General features: G+C 61.1%; 20 protein-coding genes and 1 tRNA gene. 11 read left to right on the top strand and 10 right to left on the bottom strand.

From position 1 onward, the window contains the following. Positions 1 to 139: 139 nt before the first annotated feature. From AC24GY_RS28100 to AC24GY_RS28085, 4 genes are read right to left on the bottom strand one after another with little or no spacing between them, the layout of a single operon-like run. Complete coding sequence (locus AC24GY_RS28100; protein ID WP_487689851.1) at positions 140 to 304, bottom strand: hypothetical protein; 165 nt, start codon at positions 302 to 304, stop codon at positions 140 to 142. Positions 305 to 349: 45 nt separating this feature from the next. After that, positions 350 to 1,189: a tRNA pseudouridine(38-40) synthase TruA gene (gene truA, locus AC24GY_RS28095; RefSeq protein ID WP_487689849.1), complete on the bottom strand. Its 840-nt coding sequence runs from the start codon at positions 1,187 to 1,189 to the stop codon at positions 350 to 352. Next, positions 1,164 to 1,655 carry a Holliday junction resolvase RuvX gene (gene ruvX, locus AC24GY_RS28090; protein ID WP_487689846.1) on the bottom strand — a complete coding sequence of 164 codons (492 nt, stop codon included), beginning with the start codon at positions 1,653 to 1,655 and terminating at the stop codon, positions 1,164 to 1,166. Before ruvX ends, truA begins: the two co-directional genes overlap by 26 nt. A 30-nt stretch (positions 1,656 to 1,685) precedes the next feature. Further along, the gene (locus AC24GY_RS28085) at positions 1,686 to 2,768 is read right to left on the bottom strand and encodes a mannose-1-phosphate guanylyltransferase (protein WP_487689842.1); all 1,083 of its coding nucleotides are present in this window, start codon (positions 2,766 to 2,768) and stop codon (positions 1,686 to 1,688) included. A 96-nt stretch (positions 2,769 to 2,864) separates the two neighbouring features. Here AC24GY_RS28085 and AC24GY_RS28080 point away from each other — a divergent pair, with 96 nt between their 5' ends. After that, the gene (locus AC24GY_RS28080) at positions 2,865 to 3,191 is read left to right on the top strand and encodes a hypothetical protein (protein WP_422319452.1); all 327 of its coding nucleotides are present in this window, start codon (positions 2,865 to 2,867) and stop codon (positions 3,189 to 3,191) included. Positions 3,192 to 3,523: 332 nt separating this feature from the next. Further along, positions 3,524 to 6,346, top strand: coding sequence for a hybrid sensor histidine kinase/response regulator (locus AC24GY_RS28075; RefSeq protein WP_487689840.1), 2,823 nt, complete (start codon positions 3,524 to 3,526; stop codon positions 6,344 to 6,346). Positions 6,347 to 6,663: 317 nt separating this feature from the next. Here AC24GY_RS28075 and AC24GY_RS28070 read toward each other — a convergent pair. Continuing rightward, positions 6,664 to 6,753: transfer RNA gene (locus AC24GY_RS28070), tRNA-Ser, on the bottom strand. A gap of 118 nt (positions 6,754 to 6,871) precedes the next feature. Between AC24GY_RS28070 and AC24GY_RS28065 the strand changes: the two genes are divergently transcribed. Continuing rightward, on the top strand, positions 6,872 to 7,090 hold the full coding sequence (locus AC24GY_RS28065) for a hypothetical protein (protein ID WP_422319448.1): 219 nt from the start codon (positions 6,872 to 6,874) through the stop codon (positions 7,088 to 7,090). A 628-nt stretch (positions 7,091 to 7,718) separates the two neighbouring features. Here AC24GY_RS28065 and AC24GY_RS28060 read toward each other — a convergent pair. From AC24GY_RS28060 to AC24GY_RS28050, 3 genes are all read right to left on the bottom strand, one after another. After that, positions 7,719 to 8,333: a DNA-3-methyladenine glycosylase gene (locus AC24GY_RS28060; protein ID WP_487689838.1), complete on the bottom strand. Its 615-nt coding sequence runs from the start codon at positions 8,331 to 8,333 to the stop codon at positions 7,719 to 7,721. Between the two features lie 26 nt (positions 8,334 to 8,359). Next, complete coding sequence (locus AC24GY_RS28055) at positions 8,360 to 8,962, bottom strand: ankyrin repeat domain-containing protein (protein ID WP_487689835.1); 603 nt, start codon at positions 8,960 to 8,962, stop codon at positions 8,360 to 8,362. A gap of 77 nt (positions 8,963 to 9,039) precedes the next feature. Further along, positions 9,040 to 10,539 carry a catalase gene (locus AC24GY_RS28050; RefSeq protein WP_422319466.1) on the bottom strand — a complete coding sequence of 500 codons (1,500 nt, stop codon included), beginning with the start codon at positions 10,537 to 10,539 and terminating at the stop codon, positions 9,040 to 9,042. Positions 10,540 to 10,679: 140 nt separating this feature from the next. On the opposite strand from AC24GY_RS28050, the gene AC24GY_RS28045 reads away from it, so the two are divergent. Next, the gene (locus tag AC24GY_RS28045) at positions 10,680 to 11,564 is read left to right on the top strand and encodes a LysR substrate-binding domain-containing protein (protein ID WP_487689833.1); all 885 of its coding nucleotides are present in this window, start codon (positions 10,680 to 10,682) and stop codon (positions 11,562 to 11,564) included. Positions 11,565 to 11,771: 207 nt separating this feature from the next. On the opposite strand, the gene AC24GY_RS28040 is transcribed toward AC24GY_RS28045, so the two are convergent. Then, complete coding sequence (locus AC24GY_RS28040) at positions 11,772 to 12,527, bottom strand: Nif3-like dinuclear metal center hexameric protein (RefSeq protein ID WP_487689830.1); 756 nt, start codon at positions 12,525 to 12,527, stop codon at positions 11,772 to 11,774. 387 nt (positions 12,528 to 12,914) lie between these two features. Here AC24GY_RS28040 and gluQRS point away from each other — a divergent pair, with 387 nt between their 5' ends. Beyond that, positions 12,915 to 13,820, top strand: a complete 906-nt coding sequence (gene gluQRS, locus AC24GY_RS28035) for a tRNA glutamyl-Q(34) synthetase GluQRS (RefSeq protein WP_487689827.1) — start codon at positions 12,915 to 12,917, stop codon at positions 13,818 to 13,820. Between the two features lie 64 nt (positions 13,821 to 13,884). Here the strand turns inward: gluQRS and AC24GY_RS28030 are convergent, their stop codons facing one another. Further along, positions 13,885 to 14,610: a hypothetical protein gene (locus AC24GY_RS28030; protein ID WP_422319436.1), complete on the bottom strand. Its 726-nt coding sequence runs from the start codon at positions 14,608 to 14,610 to the stop codon at positions 13,885 to 13,887. A 106-nt stretch (positions 14,611 to 14,716) separates the two neighbouring features. On the opposite strand from AC24GY_RS28030, the gene hemL reads away from it, so the two are divergent. The 6 genes from hemL to AC24GY_RS28000 are packed head-to-tail and all read left to right on the top strand — an operon-like array spanning position 14,717 to position 18,568. Then, positions 14,717 to 16,003 (top strand): glutamate-1-semialdehyde 2,1-aminomutase, encoded by a 1,287-nt coding sequence (gene hemL / locus AC24GY_RS28025; protein WP_487689825.1) that lies wholly within the window; start codon positions 14,717 to 14,719, stop codon positions 16,001 to 16,003. A 42-nt stretch (positions 16,004 to 16,045) separates the two neighbouring features. Continuing rightward, the gene (locus AC24GY_RS28020) at positions 16,046 to 16,342 is read left to right on the top strand and encodes a hypothetical protein (RefSeq protein WP_487689823.1); all 297 of its coding nucleotides are present in this window, start codon (positions 16,046 to 16,048) and stop codon (positions 16,340 to 16,342) included. After that, positions 16,323 to 16,673, top strand: coding sequence for a type II toxin-antitoxin system RelE/ParE family toxin (locus AC24GY_RS28015; RefSeq protein WP_487689820.1), 351 nt, complete (start codon positions 16,323 to 16,325; stop codon positions 16,671 to 16,673). Before AC24GY_RS28020 ends, AC24GY_RS28015 begins: the two co-directional genes overlap by 20 nt. Before the next feature lie 21 nt (positions 16,674 to 16,694). Beyond that, positions 16,695 to 17,042 (top strand): cupin domain-containing protein, encoded by a 348-nt coding sequence (locus tag AC24GY_RS28010; RefSeq protein WP_487689817.1) that lies wholly within the window; start codon positions 16,695 to 16,697, stop codon positions 17,040 to 17,042. A 9-nt stretch (positions 17,043 to 17,051) separates the two neighbouring features. After that, on the top strand, positions 17,052 to 17,363 hold the full coding sequence (locus tag AC24GY_RS28005; RefSeq protein ID WP_487689814.1) for a putative signal transducing protein: 312 nt from the start codon (positions 17,052 to 17,054) through the stop codon (positions 17,361 to 17,363). Positions 17,364 to 17,371: 8 nt separating this feature from the next. Further along, positions 17,372 to 18,568 carry a redoxin domain-containing protein gene (locus AC24GY_RS28000; RefSeq protein ID WP_487689811.1) on the top strand — a complete coding sequence of 399 codons (1,197 nt, stop codon included), beginning with the start codon at positions 17,372 to 17,374 and terminating at the stop codon, positions 18,566 to 18,568. The last annotated feature ends 24 nt before the right edge of the window (positions 18,569 to 18,592 follow it).

The following is an 18,592-nucleotide window of genomic DNA, read 5'->3' as shown; positions in this document are numbered from 1 at the left end:
AAGAGACGTGTGGAGGCATGGGTTCACGCGGAGTGTGCGGACTGGAAGTCCGCGCTCCGAGGTGCTTTGGCCTGCGACGTTCCATTCCACGCGGGAATCTCATTCATACCAGCATGGATGAACGAGAGGCAGGAAAGGATCACGCGACATTGGGCAGACGAAGTCCGGCGATGAATTCTTCGTGTGATATTTCGCGCACCAGTCCCGACTCGATTTCGGCATCGCGACGCATAGCTTCATCGAAGATTTCGTCTGCGAAGGAACTGCCTTCGTGCAGTTGCAATGCGGACTCGTTGGCGGTCATGCCGGGAGATTAACCGACGGCGTGAGCAGTGGCAAGGCGGGAGACTCAAGGGGTCTCGTTTGGATAGTTTACCTCCACCAGATACAAGCCGCAGGCGGGGGCGGTTTGGTTGCTTTGGGGGCCGGCGGGGTCGGAGAGGAGTTGGGCGAACCATTCTTTGGCTTCTCGGCCGCGGGCGACGTGCATGAGGCTGCCGACGATGAGGCGGACCATTTTGTAGAGGAAGCCGTCGCCGGAGAATTCGAGTTCGATGAAGTCGTCTGCTTCGCGGAGTTCGGCGCGGTGGATGGTGCGGGTGGTTTTTTCGAAGCGGAGGCGGCGCTCGGTTTCGGGCATGTCGCCGCGATTGGCGGAGAGGCGGACGAAGTTGTGGGTGCCGACGAGTTGTTCGCAGCACCAGCGGACGGCGTCGAGATCAAGGGGGCCGTAGATGTGCCAGGCGCGGTCGGCCTCAAAGGGGGAGAGCATGCGCTGGCGCCAGATGCGGTAGCGGTAGGTTTTGCCGAGGGCGTCAAAGCGGGCGTGGAAGCTGGGCGGGCATTCCTCCACCCGCAGGATGCGGATGGTGAGGGGGAGGCAGGCGTTGATGGCATGGGCCCAGGATTCGCAGGTCATGCGCAGGATTTCAGGCACATCGCAGTGGGCGATCTGCGCGAGTGCGTGCACGCCGGCATCGGTGCGGCCGCTGCCGTGCACGCGGGCATCGATGCGGGTGGCTTTGCGGATGGCGGTGTGGAGTTCGTCTGTGACCGTGCAGCCGCCTTCGAGGCTCTGCCAGCCACGCCAGGGGGTGCCGCAGTAGGCGATGGTGAAGCGGAGGCGTTTGAATCCCGGCTCGGGGCCGCGATTTTTGCCGGCCTTACTTTCGACGTCGCTTCGGCTCATCGGTCCAGTCGAGTTCGTAGGAGGCGTCGGGCAGCAGGAAGCCTTCGGGGCCGCGCTGCTGGTTTAAGTATTCTTGAAGGATGACGACGGCGGCGAGCTGATCGACGATCTCGTTGCGCTCCTTTTTGCCGGTGATGCCGGCGCGGGACATGGAGGCCTCGGCTTCGACGGAGGAGAGGCGCTCATCGACGAACTCGATGGGCACCGAGTGCTGCAGCTCCTTGCCGAGACTGGTGGCGAATTTTTCGACACGCTCTGCGGCGCTGCCTTTCTCGCCGCTCATGCGGTAAGGCATGCCGATGACGATTTTGCCGATGCGCTTCTCCTGCACGATGCGGGCGAGGGTGCGCTCCGGCTCGTGACTGGCATCGATCGTTTTGAAGGGGCTGGCGACGATCTCGGTCTCGTCACTGAGAGCGAGACCGATGCGCACGGTGCCGTGATCAATGGCGAGGATGCGGGGCATGGGGCTGGATGCTGAATCCTAGATGCAGGATCAGCGCAATTCTTTGGGCAGGCTGTCGACGATTTTCTTGATGTTCTCGGCCTTGCTGCGGGTGGCGACGAGGAGACCATCTTTGGAAGCGACGACGATGAGATCCTGAACCCCGATGAGGGCCACGTGCTGGCCGGTCTGGGTGAAGACGATGTTGTTGAGGGAATCCTGCTGTGAGAGGGCGCAGTTGTGCTGGTTGCCATCGCTGTCGGTGTCGAGATAGCGGCCGACGCTGGTCCAGTTGCCGACGTCATCCCAGTCGAAGGTGGACTCGATGTTGAGCACGCGGGAGGCGCGCTCCATGAGGGCGTAGTCGATGGAGAGCTTGGGCAATTTGCCGAACTGTTTCTCAACGGTGGCGTTGAAGTCCTTGGAGCCGCGGAGTTCGGAGACGAAATCGGCGAGCACGGGGCAGTGGCGGCTGAGCTCGCTGAAGATGGCGGGGATGGTCCAGATGAACATGCCGGCATTCCAGAGGAAGGTGCCCTGGCTGATGAAGTGCTCGGCGAGATCGGGATTGGGCTTTTCACGGAAGCGGGCGACCTCCCAAACGGGGAGGTCATCGAGTCCGCCGATGCTGGCGCGGCGACCGCGCTCCACGTAGCCGTAGCTGGGGCAGGGCCAGGTGGGGGTGATGCCGACGGTGACGAGGCTGCCGCTGTTTTCGGCAGCGAGGGCGGCATTGGAAAGCACGCGCTGAAACTGGGCGTGATCTTTGATCAGGTGATCGGCAGGCAGGACGATCATGGTGGCGGTGGGGTCACGGGCGACGACCCAGCCGACGGCGAGGGCGATGGCGGGAGCGGTGTCGCGCTTCTCGGGTTCAGCGACGATGTTTTCCGCGGGCAGATCTTTGACCAGAGCACGCACGGAGGCTTCCTGCTGCTTGTTGGTGAGGATGAGGATGTTTTCCTTGGGGACGAAGCCGTCGAGGCGCTCGATGGTGAGTTCGAGGAGAGTTTTGTCGCCAAAAAGTTTGAGCAACTGTTTGGGCAAAGCATCGCGGCTGATGGGCCAGAAGCGCTGGCCGCTGCCGCCTGCGAGGATTAGAGCGTAACGATTTTTGGGTGCGGCTTGGGACATGTGCAGAGTAATTTGTGGACGGTCATCCCTTAGCCGGAAAGCAGGACGCGGGCAAATTCCTCTTTGGTGATTCTCGCGGAGAGGTTATGTTTACTTATGAAAGAAAACCTCTCCGCTCCCGGCTACGAAACTTACGCCTCACTGATTGCTCCTGCCGCCGCCGGGTGTGCGCTGGGCATCCTGTTTGGCCGGGGGATGCGGCGTGGATCTTCGAATGTGATCGCCCTGACTCTGCTGGCTGCCAGTGCCGCCATCGCCGCGCCGGTGATCACTGATCTGGTGCAACGCACGGCCAACCGCCCGGGCAGCGAGCGCGGCAGCCGCCGCAGGCTGGAAGGCATCCGCAATCACGGCATGCCGGATGGCGATGTGGGCGAGTTTTTCGTGGACACGCCGGAGCCGTTTGTGGCGAAGGGGCGGTGAGATGATCGCCCCTAGAGGGTGAGTCCGACATATGAGCCAGCAGCAAGCGGCATCCGGGGAGGTGCGGTTGAGGGATGGCTTTGCCTTGGGGTGATGATGGCCGGGCAAAGCCTGTTGCGGCAATTCAGTGAGTGTTTAACACCCTGAATAAGAATCGAATGACGATCTGGTGTGGTTCAGTGACGAACTTGTTTTTGATACAGCCAAACATGGGTCGGCAGACGATCCTTAGGTTTTTCGGAACTGTGCGGAGACTAATAATCAAACCTAAAATCATTGAAAATCAGCCATATACAGTGGAAGGCTTGGCGGATCTTTAGGAAACGATTTCTATGAATGAGCCCAGCCATGCCAACAGCTTCTTCTTGAAACAAACAGAGGGCTCCGCCACGCAGGGAGGAGTGGAGCTGGCTCGTACGGAGAGAAGAGGCGATGAGGTGGTTGCAGAGCGGAACCTCCGCATCGAGCGGGAGCGCCTGAGGCTGGCGCTGTCCGCAGGGCAGATGGGCGTCTATGATTTGTCCATCAAGGATGACGTTTTGTGGTGGTCGCCCGAGGTGTATGCGGTCTTTGGCGTGAGCCCGGAGACGTTTACCCTGACGCGTGACGCTTTCACGGAGCTGGTGCATCCGGATGATCGGGAGAAGTACTGGCAGCATCTGGAGGAATGCATCGAGCAGGGGCAGCACTTCGCGCATGAGTTCCGCATTCGGCGGCCTGACGGGCAGGAGAGGTGGATCGGCAACCGGGCGGAGACGGAGTATGATGAGGCCGGGACTGCGGTGCGGCATTTTGGGGTGGCAACCGACATCACGGAGCGAAAAAAAGCCGAGCTGCAGACGCGGCAGAATGCGGAGCTTTTTTCATCTTTGATCGAGCAGGCGCCCATCGGCACGTATGTGGTGGACGCGCAGCTGCGTCTGCGGCAGATCAATCCAGTGGCGATGCCAGCGTTTCCCGGCATTGAGCCCCTGATTGGCCGCAGTCTGGAGGAGGTGACGGAGATCCTGTGGGGCGCTGAGTTGCGTGCTGACCTCATGGCCCGGTTTCGGCATACGCTGGAGACGGGCGAGCGGTATATTTCCCCGCGCTTTGCGCATGAGCGGCAAGATATTCGGATGGAGGAAGCCTATGAATGGGAGATCCAGCGTGTGCGGCTCCCCGAGGGCGAATATGGCGTGGTCTGCTACTTCAATGACATCTCCCCGCGCTATCGTGCGGAAAAAGCGCTGGTGGAAAGCGAGGAGCGAGTGCGCCTTGCGACGGCAGCCACCGGAGTGGGGATCTGGGAGTGGAATGTGATCGCCAACACCGTCTGGTGGGATGAGGCGATGTTTGATATTTACGGCATTCCGCCGAGACCCGACGGCATGGTGCAGTACGAGGACTGGCGCGATGCAGTGCTGCCGGAAGATCTGGCGGAGAATTTAAAAATCTTGGAGGAGACGCTGAGCATGGGGGGCAGCAGCGCGCGCTCCTTCCGCATCCGCCGCCGGAGTGATGGCGTGGTGCGCCATGTGGAATGCGTGGAGACGACGCGCTTCAATGAGCAGGGGCAGGTGGAGTGGGTGGTGGGCACCAACCTGGATGTGACGGAGCGGAAGCTGGCGGCTGAGGCGCTGGTCCGAAGCGAGCGCTTTAACACGGCGGTCCTGGATTCGCTGCCTGCGGAAATCGCAGTGCTGGACTGTGAGGGACGGATCATTGCCATCAACAAGCCGTGGCTGCAATTCTCCCAAGACAGGGGGGAGGTCCGGATGGACCGAGTCGGAGTCGGGGTGAACTACCTGGACGTGTGCCGAAAGGCCGCCGCCGAGGGAGATGAAGTGGCGGTGCAGACGCTGGAGGGCATCCAGAGTGTGCTGGAGGGCCGAGCGAAGGAATTCAAGATGGAGTATTCCTGCCTTGCTCTGGATCGAGAAAGGTGGTTTGCCATGCACGCCCTGCATGCTCCGCCCGAGGTGGGGGGAGCGATCATCGCGCATACGGACATCACGGAGCGGCGGGCTCTGGAGACGGCGCTGGTGGAGAATGCGAAGCAGCTCACGGAGGCGGACCGGCGGAAGGATGAATTTCTGGCGATGCTAGCCCATGAGCTGCGCAACCCGCTGGCACCGATGCGCAACATGACGGAGGTGCTGAAGTCGGCGACACTGAACGAGGAAGAGAAACAGTACTCGCTGGCGATTCTGACGCGGCAGCTGGGAAACATGAGCCGAATGATCGATGACCTGCTGGATGCGGCCCGGATCACGCAGGGGAAGATCGAGCTGCGAAAGAAGGTGGTGGCGCTGGAGGAAATCGTGCAGGCGGCGGTGAGCCTGGCGCGGGCGGAGGGCATGAAGCGAGGGCAGAAGGTGCTGCTTCAGCTGCCGGAAGAAGCGGTGCATGTGGATGCAGATCCCACGCGAATCGAGCAGGTGCTGGGCAATCTTTTAAACAACGCGCGCAAGTACAGCGACGATGGCAGCCCCATCAAGGTGAGCGTGGAAAGGGATGGGAGCGAGGTGGTGATCACCGTGAGCGACCGTGGCGTGGGAATCGATGCGCAGCTGCTGCCGCGAATTTTTGAGCTGTTTGTGCAGGGGAGCCGATCTCTGGAGCGAGAACGTGGAGGACTGGGCATAGGCCTGACGCTGGCGGAGCGGCTGGTGAGGCTGCATGGAGGAAGCATCGAGGCGAAGAGTGCGGGGACGGGCCAAGGAGCGGAGTTCAGCGTGCGCCTGCCCATGGTGATGGATGCCAAATCTGCAGCCACCGAGAAGCGGCCCGGAACTGCTGCGGCAGGTGCGGTGAGGGAGAGAGCAAGGCGGATTCTGATCGTGGATGACAATGAGGATTCTGCCTGCAGTCTGGCGCTGCTGCATGAGCGCCGGGGGCATGAAACGCGAATCGCTTTCACGGGGCCGGATGCATTGGCAGCGGCGGCGGAGTTTTTACCCGAGGTGGTGATCCTGGACGTGGGGCTGCCGGGCATGAACGGCTTTGAAGTCGCGCGGCGGATTCGTGCCCTGCCGGGGCTTGCCGATGCCTTGCTGGTGGCGATGAGCGGCTATGGAAGCGATGAAGATCTGGCCGAAGGGAAGCGCGCCGGCTTCAATGAGTATCTGGTGAAGCCCGTGGACTTGAAGAAGCTGCGGGAGTGGATCCGGTGAGGGGGCGCAGGGAGAACGAGGGCGTCCTTCGCTCTGCGAGCTTGCTTCTTCGCTGAGGCTGCCGCTTTCGAACGTCTCGTGGCGGGCATGGGGTGATGGGCTGGCGGAAGTTCATCGGCTCCCGCCTTCGAATCAGCAGTGGTATGCGTGAGACGATCAGCACGGCGAAAGCGGTAGCTGCGTTCGTTCCTCACTTCGCGACCGCAGTCCATATGGGAGGCGCACGCAGCGCTTCAGGATGCTTTTTGTGGGTGGTGGCCCGTCCTTCGCTCTGCGAGCTACGGAGGGCATTTTTTGCCTCCTTGGGGCGGCAAAAATGGCGGAGAGGGAGGGATTCGAACCCTCGGTTGCCTTACGACAACGTCTGATTTCGAGTCAGGTGCCTTCAACCACTCAGCCACCTCTCCGGATCATTTTGCGAGGCCGGAGGGTACTGCGTCTGCGCCTGAATGCAAGGCGCGGCTTACAATGAGTCCGGAGAATTGCAGTTGTATTCAGCGGAGGGTGGTGATCTGTGCCGTTGTTATGCAAATTCTCTCTGTTCTTATCGGTCTGGTGTGCGCGGTGCTGCTGGTGCCGGGACTCATCCCTCTGCTCGGCTGGCTGCAATGGGCGGTGCTTGCGGGCTGCGTGCTGGGCATCATCCTGGGTTCGTTCTGTCAGCGGAAGATCGGCCTGACGATCAACGTGGCGGTCGCATTGGTCGCGGCGTTGAGGTTGTTCCTTGGCGGCGGCGTGTTTTAAGCGCTGGCTGTGAGTGTGAGGGCGAGGTGATGCCGTAGGCGATGGCTGCCGGCGGATTCCTGTGCCGACGCTGCTGGCATGCTTGGGGTGTGTGTGGTGCTGGGTTTGCTACCCGGTCGACTGCGCGCTGACCCAGGGGAGCCTTCCTGGTGAATAACACCGCGTGGACATTGAGCGAATCCCTCGTGTCCCCTCACCCCGGCCCTCTCCCCCGAAGAAAAATATTCGCAGTGGTCGTGTGTCAGGGGCGGGGAGAGGGAGAACCGCTTTGGCTGCCTTGGGTTTATAGCGGTTCGCAAAACTCCTTTCCGTTTAGCAGGCTGCTTCTTGCTCGAAAAGCTTGGGCTTCGACGGCGGCTGGTTGAGGACAACCAGCCCTGCCCGCGAGGGGCATTCGAATGTCCAGCGCGAGGTAGGCGGCTTGTCCTCAAGCCGCCGCCGAGCGTCTCAACGCTCACTTTCCGGAAATCAGTTTCGCAAAACGCTATATCGGGTGCGAAATTATTTAAAATGCTCAATTACGCAGCCCCTTCAGGGCTGGTGTGGCGCGGAGTGGAATGGCGGAAGATCGCGGTTTTGCACCAAGGGCGTTCATCAAGCTGGGGGCGATGTGGCAGGAACTCTGCCTTTATCGAGGGCCGGTCTTTGTGGGCAGTTTTACTTTGCCATGTTTGACGCTGAGATGGGGGCTGTGGCGGGAGAGGAAGCGCCAGGGGTAGTCGATGGCCTGGCTGATGCCGACGCGGATGTCGGTGGCGAGTTCGTGGGTGGATGATGAGGGCTGGACGAGGCCGCAACCGGCGGGGCGGTGTTTGTCGGTCATGGGGAGGCCGTGATGGGTGCCGTCGATGCCGAGAGCGAGGGCGAGCTTGCCGGGGCCGGAGCAGAGTTCGTGGAGTTTTTCGCGGTGGCGGCGCTGCTGCATTTGCGGGATGCCGCGGGTGGGCTCGAGAGCGCGGATGAGGATGAGGCCGTCCTGGGAGCCGCCTTTGACGAGGAGGTTGAAGAGCCAGTACATGCCGTAGTTGAAATAGACGTAGGCGGTGCCGGGCGGGTGCTTTTTAACGAACTCACGGGCGCTGGGGCGGGTGGCGGTGTGGGCAGCGAGATCGCCTTCCACGGAGTAGGCTTCGGTTTCGACGATGATGCCGGCGCAGCCTTTCCAGACGAGCTCGACGCCGATGAGATCGCGGGCGACGGTGAGGACGTCGCGCTCGAAGAAGTCGGTGCCAAGAAATGCCATGCGTTCATTGTGCCGTGCCCACGAAGTCAGCGCAACACCTGCGCGACATCCTCCGCCCCTTGCTGGTGGGCGAGAGCGGCGGCGGTGTTTCCGCTGGCATCGACAGCCCTGGCGTCGGCATTGTAACCGAGCAGCATTTTCACGGCATCAAAGCGGCCGGTGAGAGCAGCAAACATCAGCGCGGTCTGGCCGCTGAGGTTGCGCTGGTTGACGTTGGCACCAGCGGCGATGAGTTGCTGCATGATGTCGGTTTCGCCTTTGAAACTGGCACCGGTGAGCGCGGTGAATCCCATCTTGTTTTGGAAGTTCACGTTAATGCCTGGCTGCGAGAGCAAGAGCTTCACGATCTCGGGCTGACTCTTGTAAGCGGCGAGCACGAGGAGGCTGTCGCCACGGGAGTTGATGGCATTGGGCGTGTAGCCGGATTCGAGATAGAGCTGGAGCGCCGCCGCATTGCCTGCGCGGACGTGATTGAAGATGATCTCGGTGAGTTCGGGGCCGGGCTGCTTGCGGGTATCGGCCACCGGGAGCGATTCAGGCTGCCGGGCCGTGAGAAAGGGGATGGAAAGGATGGTGAACATGGTAAGGAGGCCGAGAAGCTGGCCGGGTGCGGGGATGAAGCGTTTCATGATCGTCGGGGGGAGAGTGCGGCTCCCCCGCCATCGCAGCTTGCCGAGGAGCGAGGGAGCCGTGGTTCGGGGTGGGATTACTCGATGAGCGTGGCGGCGAGGGCTTTGACCTTTGCCAGATCGGCCCCGACAGCTTTGGCGAGGCGGGTGCCGTAGTCGGTGTCCGCCTTGTAGGCGAAGGCGACCATGCGGGTCTTCACGTCGTCATTTTTCACGACGCTCAGGTCGCCGCCGAAGTTCATGATGAGGTGCTCCTGATCTTCCTTGCTGAAGGCGCGGAAGGTTTCGCCGGCCTGCTGGAAGTTCAGCGTCTTCTTGATCGGGCGCTGCTGAGTGGTGCCGGTGAGCGGCAAGGTGCTGGACGAGTACTCCGCCACATCCGTGTAGGCATGCGGGGTGCTGCTTGGCTGGTAGTTTACACCACCCTTGGTGTTGCCGCTGTTCGCGGCGCCATCCTGATTGTAAGCGGAAACCACGGCGCGGGGGCGATTGATGGGGAGCTGCATGTGGTTCGGCCCCACACGATGGAAATGCGTGTCGGCATAGCTGAAGAGGCGGCCCTGAAGCAAACGATCTTCGCTGGCTTCGATCCCGGGAACGAGGTTTGAGGGGGCAAAGGTGCTCTGTTCGGTTTCCTGGAAGAAGTTATCCGGCAGACGATTCAGCGTCATCCTGCCGATGGCCTGCCACGGCACGCCGAGCCACTGCTTCGTTGCGTCGAGGGCGTCGTAGTCGAACTTGTCGAGCTCCTCCGGTTTGAGCAGTTGCACGCGGAGTTCCCAGCTAGGGAAGTCGCCTTTCTCGATCGCGGAATAGAGGTCGGTGGTGTAGCGGTTGAAGTCGTCTGCCTGGGCCTGCTTCGCTTCGGCGGCGGTGAGGTTTTTCACGCCCTGCTGACTGATCCAGCGGAACTTCACATAGGTGACTTCGCCTTTGGCGTTCACGAACTTGTAGGCGTGCACGCTGTTGCCATCCATGTGGCGATAGTCGGCGGGGGTGCCGAGGTTGCTGAAGAGATGGGTCCACATGTTGATGCTCTCCGGAGTGTGGCTCATGAAGTCGAAGAAGCGGTTGGGGTCCTGACGGTTGTCATAGGGGCTGGGTTTCAGGGAATGGACCATGTCGGGGAACTTGATGGCATCCCGGATGAAGAAGACGGGGAGGTTGTTTCCGACGAGGTCCCAGTTTCCTTCATCGGTGTAGAACTTCGTGGCGAAGCCGCGTGGATCGCGCAGGGTCTCGGGGGAGTGGTTGCCATGGATGACGCTGCTGAAGCGGACGAAGACGGGCGTCTTGCGCTGGCCGCCGGAGAAGAGTGCGGCGCGGGTGACGGCGGACATGTCGGTGGTGGAAACGAACTCGCCATGGGCGGCGGTGCCACGAGCGTGGACGACGCGCTCAGGGATGCGCTCGCGGTCGAAGCGCTGGAGCTTCTGGATGAGCTGGACGTCTTCCAAGAGCACCGGTCCTCCGGGGCCTGCGGTCTTGGAGTTTTGGTTATTGCCAACGGGAGCGCCGTTGTCGCGGGTGAGGACTTCAGCGGGCAGGCTGCCGGCGAGGAGGGTGGTGGTCATCATGGTGGTGAAGAGTTTGGAAGTGGGTTTCATGGTGAGGTGTTGTGGTGACGTGAGGACAGTGCCGGATTCGATTGATTGATCCAATTTGCAAAACCGGCAGGATTGATTGACAAAACTCATGAGTAGGAAATGAGTGGGGCATGACCTTTCGTGATCTGGAATACATGGTGGCAGTGGCGGAGCACGGGCACTTCGGGCGGGCGGCGGCGCATTGTCATGCGAGCCAGAGCGCACTGAGTCTGCAGCTGCAGAAGCTGGAGGCTGAGCTGGGGGTGCAGCTCATCGAGCGCACCAGCCGACGGGTGGTGATCACGGCCACGGGGCAGGCCTTTGTGGAGCGGGCGCGGCACATCCTGCGGTGCCGACAGGAGCTGCTGGACGGGGCAGCGCTGGAGCCTGGGCGGATGCCGAGTGAGGTGACGCTGGGGATGATTCCGACGATCGCGCCTTACCTCAGCGGCAGGGTGCTGGCGGCGATGAAGAAGGCGCATCCGCACACGCGGGTGCGGGTGGTGGAGGACGTGACGGCGAACCTTGTGCAGGCGGTGTCACGCGGGGAGCTGGATGCGGCGATCATTGCCACGCCGGTGGAGGACACCTTGCTGGAGGAGACGCTGCTGCAGGAGGATGAGATGCTGCTGGCGCTGGCGGCGAGCCATCCGCTGGCGAAGAAGAAGCTGCCCACGCCGCATGACTTTGCGCAGGAGCCGCTGCTGCTGCTGAAGGACGGGCACTGCCTGCGGGATCAGGCGCTGTCCTTCTGTGTGGCGAAGGGCGGGCCGACGGCACAGCATTCCATCGCGGCGAGCATTGAGACGCTGAAGGCGCTGATCCGTGCAGGGCAGGGCGTGACCTTGATACCAAGAATGGCGATCGACGGCTGCCCCAAGGATGAGCTGCTGCGCTATGTGCGGCTGCGTCCTGCACCGAGCCGGCAGATCAGGGTGATCTCGCGAAAGACCGCACGAGTGGGGCAGGTGCTGGCGGAAGCGCTGAGGCGGGTGGGGGCTGGAAAGCAGCCATAGTCTGGTTTTCAAACGCAGGCTGTGCTTATACCACGATCAATTGGAAAATGGGTCGGTGTCGCAACTCAGCAATGAATCAACCACAGAGGCACGATGAACGCAGAGATCTGAAACAGAGACTTGATTGGAAATCTCTGTGTCCATCGTGCCTCTGTGGTTCAAAATAAGCACCCCTTTTATCCAGACCCTTTTTAACTGCTCATGGTATTACAAGCCGGTTGGGTGGTCGACGAACTCCCAGGGGATGCCGAATTTTTGCTCGATGTAGGCGGAGAGGGCTTTGACGCCGAAGGTCTCGGTGGCGTAGTGGCCGCCGTAGATGAGATTGACGCCGATCTCTTCGGCGAGGGTGTAGCTCCAGTGGGGGCCTTCGCCGGTGATGAAGGTGTCGATGCCGGCCTTGGCGGCGGTGGCGACTTCGGAGCCTGCGCCGCCGGTCATGATGCCGATTTTCCGGCAGATGGCGGGGCCGCCGGGGCAGAGGTGAACACGGGCGCCGGTGGCGGTGGCGAGGCGGGTGACGAGTTCATCGCGGCTGATTTCGGTTTCGATCTTGGCGCCGTTTTCGGAGCCCTTGGTTTTCATGAAGTTGCCGGAGGGTTCGAAGCCGAGGGCGCGGGCGAGGACGGCGTCGTTGCCGAGGGTGGGATGGAAATCGAGCGGGAGATGGGAGCTGTAAACGGCGAGGCCGGCATCCAGGGCGGCTTGGATTTTTTGGAAGACGGGGCCGGTCCAGGTTTGGAGGCCGGTCCAGAACATGCCGTGGTGGACGATGAGCAAATCAGCACCTGCTGCGACGGCTTTTTTGATGACGGGCAGCGTGGCGTCCACGGCGGCGACGATCTTGGTGACTTCACCTTTGCGGTTTTCGAGCTGGAGGCCGTTGAGGGCGTTGGAGTAGTCCGCGATCTCGGCGATGCGCAGTTCGGTGTCGAGGTGGGAGACGAGGTCGGCGAGATTCATGGGGGTTAGTTTGGGGCGTTTGTCGCGATTCGCAAAACTCATTTCCGGGATGGCGAGCTTGGGGATATTCGGTTTGCCGTAGAGTAACTGAACTCAAGAGTCTGAATAGTGGGAGGGAGAGTCACTGGGGAGTTTATTCTGGAGCCGTTTGCACGAACTGAGCTTCCAGATTCCGGCTAAAGCCGGGACTACAATACATGCGCTGGCTTGTTTGCAGGTTTGGGGAGATGCGGGGCTTCCAGAACGGGCTACGATCCCGAACTACGTACTCACGGCGGTTGGGACTCAGGCGCTTTCTGGAATCAGTTCTGAAAACGATATGGATGAATTTGTCGAGCCGTGCAAAAAAAGAGGCCAAGAGGTGCGGGTTGTGACAATTTGATGTCCATGCCTGAAGTCACACGATTCGCCCCCAGTCCCACCGGATGGCTGCATCTGGGGCATGCGTATGCGGCGTTGTTTGCGCAGGAGAAGGCGGCGGGCGGGCGGTTTTTGATCCGGCTGGAGGACATCGACGGGACGCGGGCGCGGCCGGAGTATGAGGGGGCGATCTTTGAGGATCTGGCGTGGCTGGGGCTGGAGTGGGAGATGCCGGTGCGGAGGCAGTCGGATCATTTTGAGGATTACCGCGCGGCTTTGGCTAAGCTGGAAGCGCTGGGGGTGCTGTATCCGTGCTTTTGCACGAGGCGGGATATTCAGGAGGAGATCGCGCGGGCGGGGAATGCGCCGCAGGGACCGGACGGGCCGTTGTATCCGGGGACTTGCCGGAATCGCAGCGCGGAAGAGCGTGAGCAGCGAATGGCGACGGGGGAGCAGTATGCGCTGCGGCTGGATGTGGCGAAGGCGGTGGGGCTGGTATCCGGCGAGCTGCTGTGGAGGGACCGGGGGTGCGGGGTTTTCACGGCACGGCCCGATGTGTTTGGGGATGTGGTGCTGGCGCGGAAGGACACGCCGGCGAGCTATCACCTGGCGGTGGTGGTGGATGATGCGCTGCAGGGGATCACGCTGGTGACGCGGGGGGAGGATCTGCTGGAGGCGACGCATCTGCACCGGCTGTTGCAGGCGCTGCTGGGACTGCCGGTGCCGGATTGGTGGCACCACAGGCTGATCACGGATGAGAATGGGAAGCGGCTGGCGAAGCGGGATGATGCGCGGTCGCTTCGCAGTCTGCGGGCGGCGGGGTGGACGGCGGAGAGGGTGAGGGAGGTGGTGGGGAGGAATGACGAATGGGCGCTGTTTTTATGCGCAGTGTCTCGTGGTGTGAGTGAGGTGAACGGCCTGCGAAAGCGGTAGCTGCGCTCCTTCGTCGCTGCGCAACCGCAGTCCAAATGGGGGGCTTTGACTCGACGCTACTGGCTCAGAAGCCGACGACGGGGGGTGGCACGGTGATGGCACCGCGACCGCCGAGGGGATTGCCTTTGGTCTCTTCGATTTCGGAGACCACGTTGTCTTTGAAGCTCAGGCCGAGGGTGCCGACTTCGACGCGGATGTAGACGACGGTTTGAACGATCTGGCCGAAGGCATTGACGCCGGTGCTGGTCTGCGGGACCTGATCGTAGATGGCGTATTCCAGCCGCTCTTCCTTGCCTGCGGCGGTGATCTTGCTGGATTTGCGGGCGGGTTTGCCCAAGGAGGCGTGCACTTCCTGGCTGGTCATGCCGAGGGCGACCTGTTTGTGCTGGATGAGTTCATCGACCAGCTTGGTGCGCTCGTAGAGTTTTTTGAGGTTCGCGCTGAGATTGGGGTCGGCCGAGAGGACATCTGTCTTGAGCACCCAGCCTGCGACGTCGCCATGACGGGCGCGGCCGCGAACGCGGTAGGCGGTGTCTGACATGGCCAGGAGGGTGACGAGAGAGCCGGGGGCAAAGGAGCCGAGTGCGCCCTGAAGCTTGCTGGTGGGATAGACGGGGGCCTCGATCTGCACTTTGAGCACGATGGGCTTGGGCGTCATGCCTTCCACGGCAAAGGTGCCGGGCTCGACAGTGGCCAGCGAGGACCGATTGCGTGGGGAAGAGGTGGCCGACTGTGCCTGGGCGGCCTGAGCGGTACAGAGGGCGAGGAGAACCAAACAGAACGCTTTCATGGCAGGGTGGTCGGGAATTGGGCTGAGAATAGCCGACTCAGACGGTTCGGAGCAACCTTTTGTTCGACGCATAAAATCTCCCGCGTATCCCTTTCCACCCCAAACCATGCCAAACGGACCCCTTTCCACCAAGCTCTTCGACCTCGCCAAGCAGTACATTCCCGGAGGAGTGAACTCGCCGGTGCGCGCCTTCCGCAACGTCGGCGGTGATCCCTTTTTCGTGAGGCGCGCCAAAGGCTGCCGCATCTACGATGTGGATGACCGCTGCCTGATCGACTACGTGGGCACGTGGGGACCGGCGATTCTCGGGCATGCGCCGATCAGCGTGATCGAGGCGATCCACAACGCGGCCAAGGACGGGGTGAGCTTTGGCATTCCGAACCTGTATGAGGTGGAGATGGCGCGGACGATCTGTGAATGGGTGCCGAGCATTCAGAAGGTGCGCATGGTGAGCAGCGGCACGGAGGCGACGATGTCTGCCATCCGTCTGGCGCGTGGATTCACGGGCCGCGACAGGCTGGTGAAATTTGACGGGTGCTATCACGGGCACTCGGACAGCCTGCTGGTGGCAGCGGGCAGCGGGGCGCTGACGCATGGGAACCCGGACAGCGCGGGGGTGCCACGGGCATTTGCGGAACTGACCAGTGTGCTGCCGTTTAATGACGAGGCGGCGCTGGAGGAGTTGTTTGAGAAGCAGGGGCATGAGATCGCGTGCGTGATCGTGGAGCCGTATCCGGCAAATGCGGGCCTCATTCTGCCGAAGCCGGGGTTCCTACAGAAGCTGCGGGACATCACGACGAAGCATGGTGCGCTGCTGATTTTCGACGAGGTGATGACGGGCTTCCGTCTGGCCAAAGGCGGGGTGCAGGAGCTGGAGAAGATCACGCCGGATCTGACCTGCCTTGGCAAGGTGATTGGCGGCGGATTGCCTGTGGGGGCTTTTGGCGGGCGTGCGGACATCATGGACTACCTCGCGCCGATCGGGCCGGTGTATCAGGCGGGGACGCTCAGCGGCAATCCTGTGGCGCTGGCGGCGGGTCTGGCACAGCTGCGCGAGCTGGAGAAGAAGAACGGCTATGCGCTGCTGGAAAACCTGGGACAGGTGATGGAGACGGCAGTGCTCGATGTGCTCAAGAAGAAGGGGCTGAACTACCGGTGGTACCGCAAAGGCAGCATGTTCTGTCTGTTCTTCACGGAGAAGGAGGTGCACAATCTGCAGGACGCGAAGACGTCGGATCTCGCGGCGTTCCGCAAGTTTTTCCATTACTGCCTGGACCATGGGGTGTACTTTGCGCCGAGCCAGTTTGAGACGGGTTTCATCAGCATGGCGCACAGCCGGGATGATCTGGAGCAGACGGCGGAGGTGGCTGCGGCGGCGCTGGCGGCGTTGTAAAATTGGGGGTGTAACCCGGCGGAAACAGGTTATTCTTTTTTCATGCCACAGCTCATCATCGACGTTCCGGAAACGCTCATGCCGCTTCTCACCCGCAAGGCTGAGATTGTGCGGGAGACTCCGGAGGAATTCATCGTGAGTTATCTGTCGGTGAGCTTGGAGCATGACGGTCATGAAACTGCGCAAGGCATGACGTCGGAAGAGCAGGAGCGTCTGGAAGATCTTTTGGAGGAACGGGACAAGGGGCCTTTCATTACCATCACCGATACCAAGGCGCTGAAAGAGCGCGTCATGGCAAGGGCACTGGCCCGAATCCAGCGTGAATCTCATCATGGCTGACTTGCCCTATGAGATTCACCCGGAGGTGGAAATGGTCGATCTTGAGGAGATTGCCACCTTCATTGCCCGGGACAATCCCAAAGCAGCCGATGAGGTGATCGAAGCGATCACTGGAATGTATGATGCCCTTGCCCGCCAGCCGCAGATGGGAACCGAGTACTCTCCACTTCGCCAAACGTTAAAGGGCATCCGCATGATCACCGTCCCGGAATACACCAACTATCTCATCTACTACCGCCTCTTGCCTGGCAATCCAAGTGTCCGCATCCTGTATGTCCTCCATGGCGCCCGTGATGCCGCAGCATTTGCCAAAGAACACCACCGCGAATAATTCTTCGTCCTAGCTCATTTTATGACTGAACCTCGTTTTGCCGTTGCCCAGCTGGATGAAATTCCTCCGACGCCTTGTCCTTGTGGGCAGGCGAGGAGGGCGTTCAAGGAGGACTGGAACACGCTGGCCACGGTGCACCTGACGGACATCCATGCGGATTCGAAGGCGCACTACCACAAGAAGATGACGGAGATCTACATTGTGCTGGAGGGCGAGGGCCATCTGGAGGTGGATGGGCAGATCGTGCCGCTGAAGCCGATGACGACGGTGATGATCCGGCCGGGGTGTGTGCACCGGGCGGTGGGGAAGCTGAAAATCATCAATGTGCCGATGCCGCCGTTTGATCCGGCGGATGAATTTGAGGTGTGAGGCCTGATTATGCGCGACCTCATCACCAGCATTGATTCGACGCGGCTCGGCTTTTTCAGGTCGATCCTCGAAGAGGCGGGCATTGCCTGTTTTATCCGCAATGAAACGACCTCTCAGCTGACCAATATTTTCATCGGTCCGCTGCAGCCGACTCTTTGTCTGGTGGAGGATGCCGACTTTGAGCGGGCAAGCGCGCTGCTGCTGCCGCATCAGTCGGAGGAAGTTTGTACTGCTGAAGAATGGCTGTGTCCTGCCTGCAAAGAATCCAATCCTGCCTCGTTTGAAGTGTGTTGGAAATGCCAGACGGCCAAAAACGAATGATCCAGCCCATGAACAAGTTCGCCCTCATCCTGCTGACCGTCCTGCTTCCGGTCCTTGTCCATGCTGAAACGGCGAAGGGGAAAAAGTCGGCGATGCCGGAGGGGTTTCATGAGCTCAAAATTGGAGATGCGGCACCGGATTTTGATCTTGTGGGCATCGATGAAGAGAAGCACACGCTGAAGAATTACGAGGACGCGGAGCTGCTGATGGTGGCGTTTTTGAGCAACCACTGTCCGACTTCGCAGGCGGTGGAGGGGCGCATCAAGAAGCTGCTCAAGGAGTTCAAGGGCAAGGGGCTGAAGGTGGTGGCGATCAATCCTAATGATCCCGCTGCGCTGCGGCCGGATGAGCTGGGCTACTCAAAGTACAACGACAGTTTTCCCGAGATGAAACTGCATGCGAAGGAGCAGGGGTTCACTTTCCCCTACCTCTACGATGGGGATACGCAAAAGACGGCGCTTGCCTACGGCTGCCTGGCCACGCCGCATGTCTTCATTTTCGACAAGGAGCGCAAGCTGCGGTATCAGGGCCGGCTGGATGATTCACGCCACGCGGATGAGGCGACGGTGACGGCGCCTGACGCACGCAATGCCATCGAGGCGCTGGTGGAGGGAAAAGCGGTGCCGGTGGAGGTGACGAAGCCACACGGGTGCTCGACCAAATGGATCGACAAGCGCAAGCAGCTCGCTGCTGACAATGAGAAGTGGGAGAAGGGCGAGGTGGAGGTGGAGCTGATTGATGCCAAGGGGATCGCGGCGCTGCGGAAGAACGACACGAAGAAGGTGCGGCTCTTCAATGTGTGGGCGACGTGGTGCGGGCCGTGTGTTGAGGAGTTTCCGCAGCTGGTGGCGACATCGCGCAAATTTGGACTGCGTGATTTTGAGTTCATCAGCATCAGCATGGACGACCCCAAGAACGTTGACGAGGTGAAGGCGTTTTTGGAGAAGCACAATGCGATCGTACCGGACAAGCTGAAGGCTTCGCTGAAGGCGGAGGGGCGCAAGGGCAACGCCTATGTCTTCAATGAGGCGAGCCAGGAGGAGCTGATCAAGGCGCTGGATCCGGAGTGGCCGGGACCGATCCCGCACACGCTGGTGGTTGCGCCGGGCGGCGAGGTGATTTTTCGCCACAATGGGCCGATCGACGGGGATGAATTGCGGGCGAAGATCTTGGAGCACATGGGCCGGTTTTATCGGCCGGAGTGAGCCCCTGCAATCGAGACGATTGCG

Source organism: Prosthecobacter sp. Pr1, from assembly GCF_057652315.1.
Note: the sequence above shows the minus strand (reverse complement) of the source record. Positions and strands in the feature narration are given on the sequence as shown.

What these genes read in the sequence shown, in the direction of transcription:
- AC24GY_RS28100 (WP_487689851.1), bottom strand. Translation starts at nt 304, where the DNA reads ATGACCGCCAACGAGTCCGCATTGCAACTGCACGAAGGCAGTTCCTTC.
- truA (WP_487689849.1), bottom strand. Translation starts at nt 1,189, where the DNA reads ATGAGCCGAAGCGACGTCGAAAGTAAGGCCGGCAAAAATCGCGGCCCC.
- ruvX (WP_487689846.1), bottom strand. Translation starts at nt 1,655, where the DNA reads ATGCCCCGCATCCTCGCCATTGATCACGGCACCGTGCGCATCGGTCTC.
- AC24GY_RS28085 (WP_487689842.1), bottom strand. Translation starts at nt 2,768, where the DNA reads ATGTCCCAAGCCGCACCCAAAAATCGTTACGCTCTAATCCTCGCAGGC.
- AC24GY_RS28080 (WP_422319452.1), top strand. Translation starts at nt 2,865, where the DNA reads ATGAAAGAAAACCTCTCCGCTCCCGGCTACGAAACTTACGCCTCACTG.
- AC24GY_RS28075 (WP_487689840.1), top strand. Translation starts at nt 3,524, where the DNA reads ATGAATGAGCCCAGCCATGCCAACAGCTTCTTCTTGAAACAAACAGAG.
- AC24GY_RS28065 (WP_422319448.1), top strand. Translation starts at nt 6,872, where the DNA reads ATGCAAATTCTCTCTGTTCTTATCGGTCTGGTGTGCGCGGTGCTGCTG.
- AC24GY_RS28060 (WP_487689838.1), bottom strand. Translation starts at nt 8,333, where the DNA reads ATGGCATTTCTTGGCACCGACTTCTTCGAGCGCGACGTCCTCACCGTC.
- AC24GY_RS28055 (WP_487689835.1), bottom strand. Translation starts at nt 8,962, where the DNA reads ATGAAACGCTTCATCCCCGCACCCGGCCAGCTTCTCGGCCTCCTTACC.
- AC24GY_RS28050 (WP_422319466.1), bottom strand. Translation starts at nt 10,539, where the DNA reads ATGATGACCACCACCCTCCTCGCCGGCAGCCTGCCCGCTGAAGTCCTC.
- AC24GY_RS28045 (WP_487689833.1), top strand. Translation starts at nt 10,680, where the DNA reads ATGACCTTTCGTGATCTGGAATACATGGTGGCAGTGGCGGAGCACGGG.
- AC24GY_RS28040 (WP_487689830.1), bottom strand. Translation starts at nt 12,527, where the DNA reads ATGAATCTCGCCGACCTCGTCTCCCACCTCGACACCGAACTGCGCATC.
- gluQRS (WP_487689827.1), top strand. Translation starts at nt 12,915, where the DNA reads ATGCCTGAAGTCACACGATTCGCCCCCAGTCCCACCGGATGGCTGCAT.
- AC24GY_RS28030 (WP_422319436.1), bottom strand. Translation starts at nt 14,610, where the DNA reads ATGAAAGCGTTCTGTTTGGTTCTCCTCGCCCTCTGTACCGCTCAGGCC.
- hemL (WP_487689825.1), top strand. Translation starts at nt 14,717, where the DNA reads ATGCCAAACGGACCCCTTTCCACCAAGCTCTTCGACCTCGCCAAGCAG.
- AC24GY_RS28020 (WP_487689823.1), top strand. Translation starts at nt 16,046, where the DNA reads ATGCCACAGCTCATCATCGACGTTCCGGAAACGCTCATGCCGCTTCTC.
- AC24GY_RS28010 (WP_487689817.1), top strand. Translation starts at nt 16,695, where the DNA reads ATGACTGAACCTCGTTTTGCCGTTGCCCAGCTGGATGAAATTCCTCCG.
- AC24GY_RS28005 (WP_487689814.1), top strand. Translation starts at nt 17,052, where the DNA reads ATGCGCGACCTCATCACCAGCATTGATTCGACGCGGCTCGGCTTTTTC.
- AC24GY_RS28000 (WP_487689811.1), top strand. Translation starts at nt 17,372, where the DNA reads ATGAACAAGTTCGCCCTCATCCTGCTGACCGTCCTGCTTCCGGTCCTT.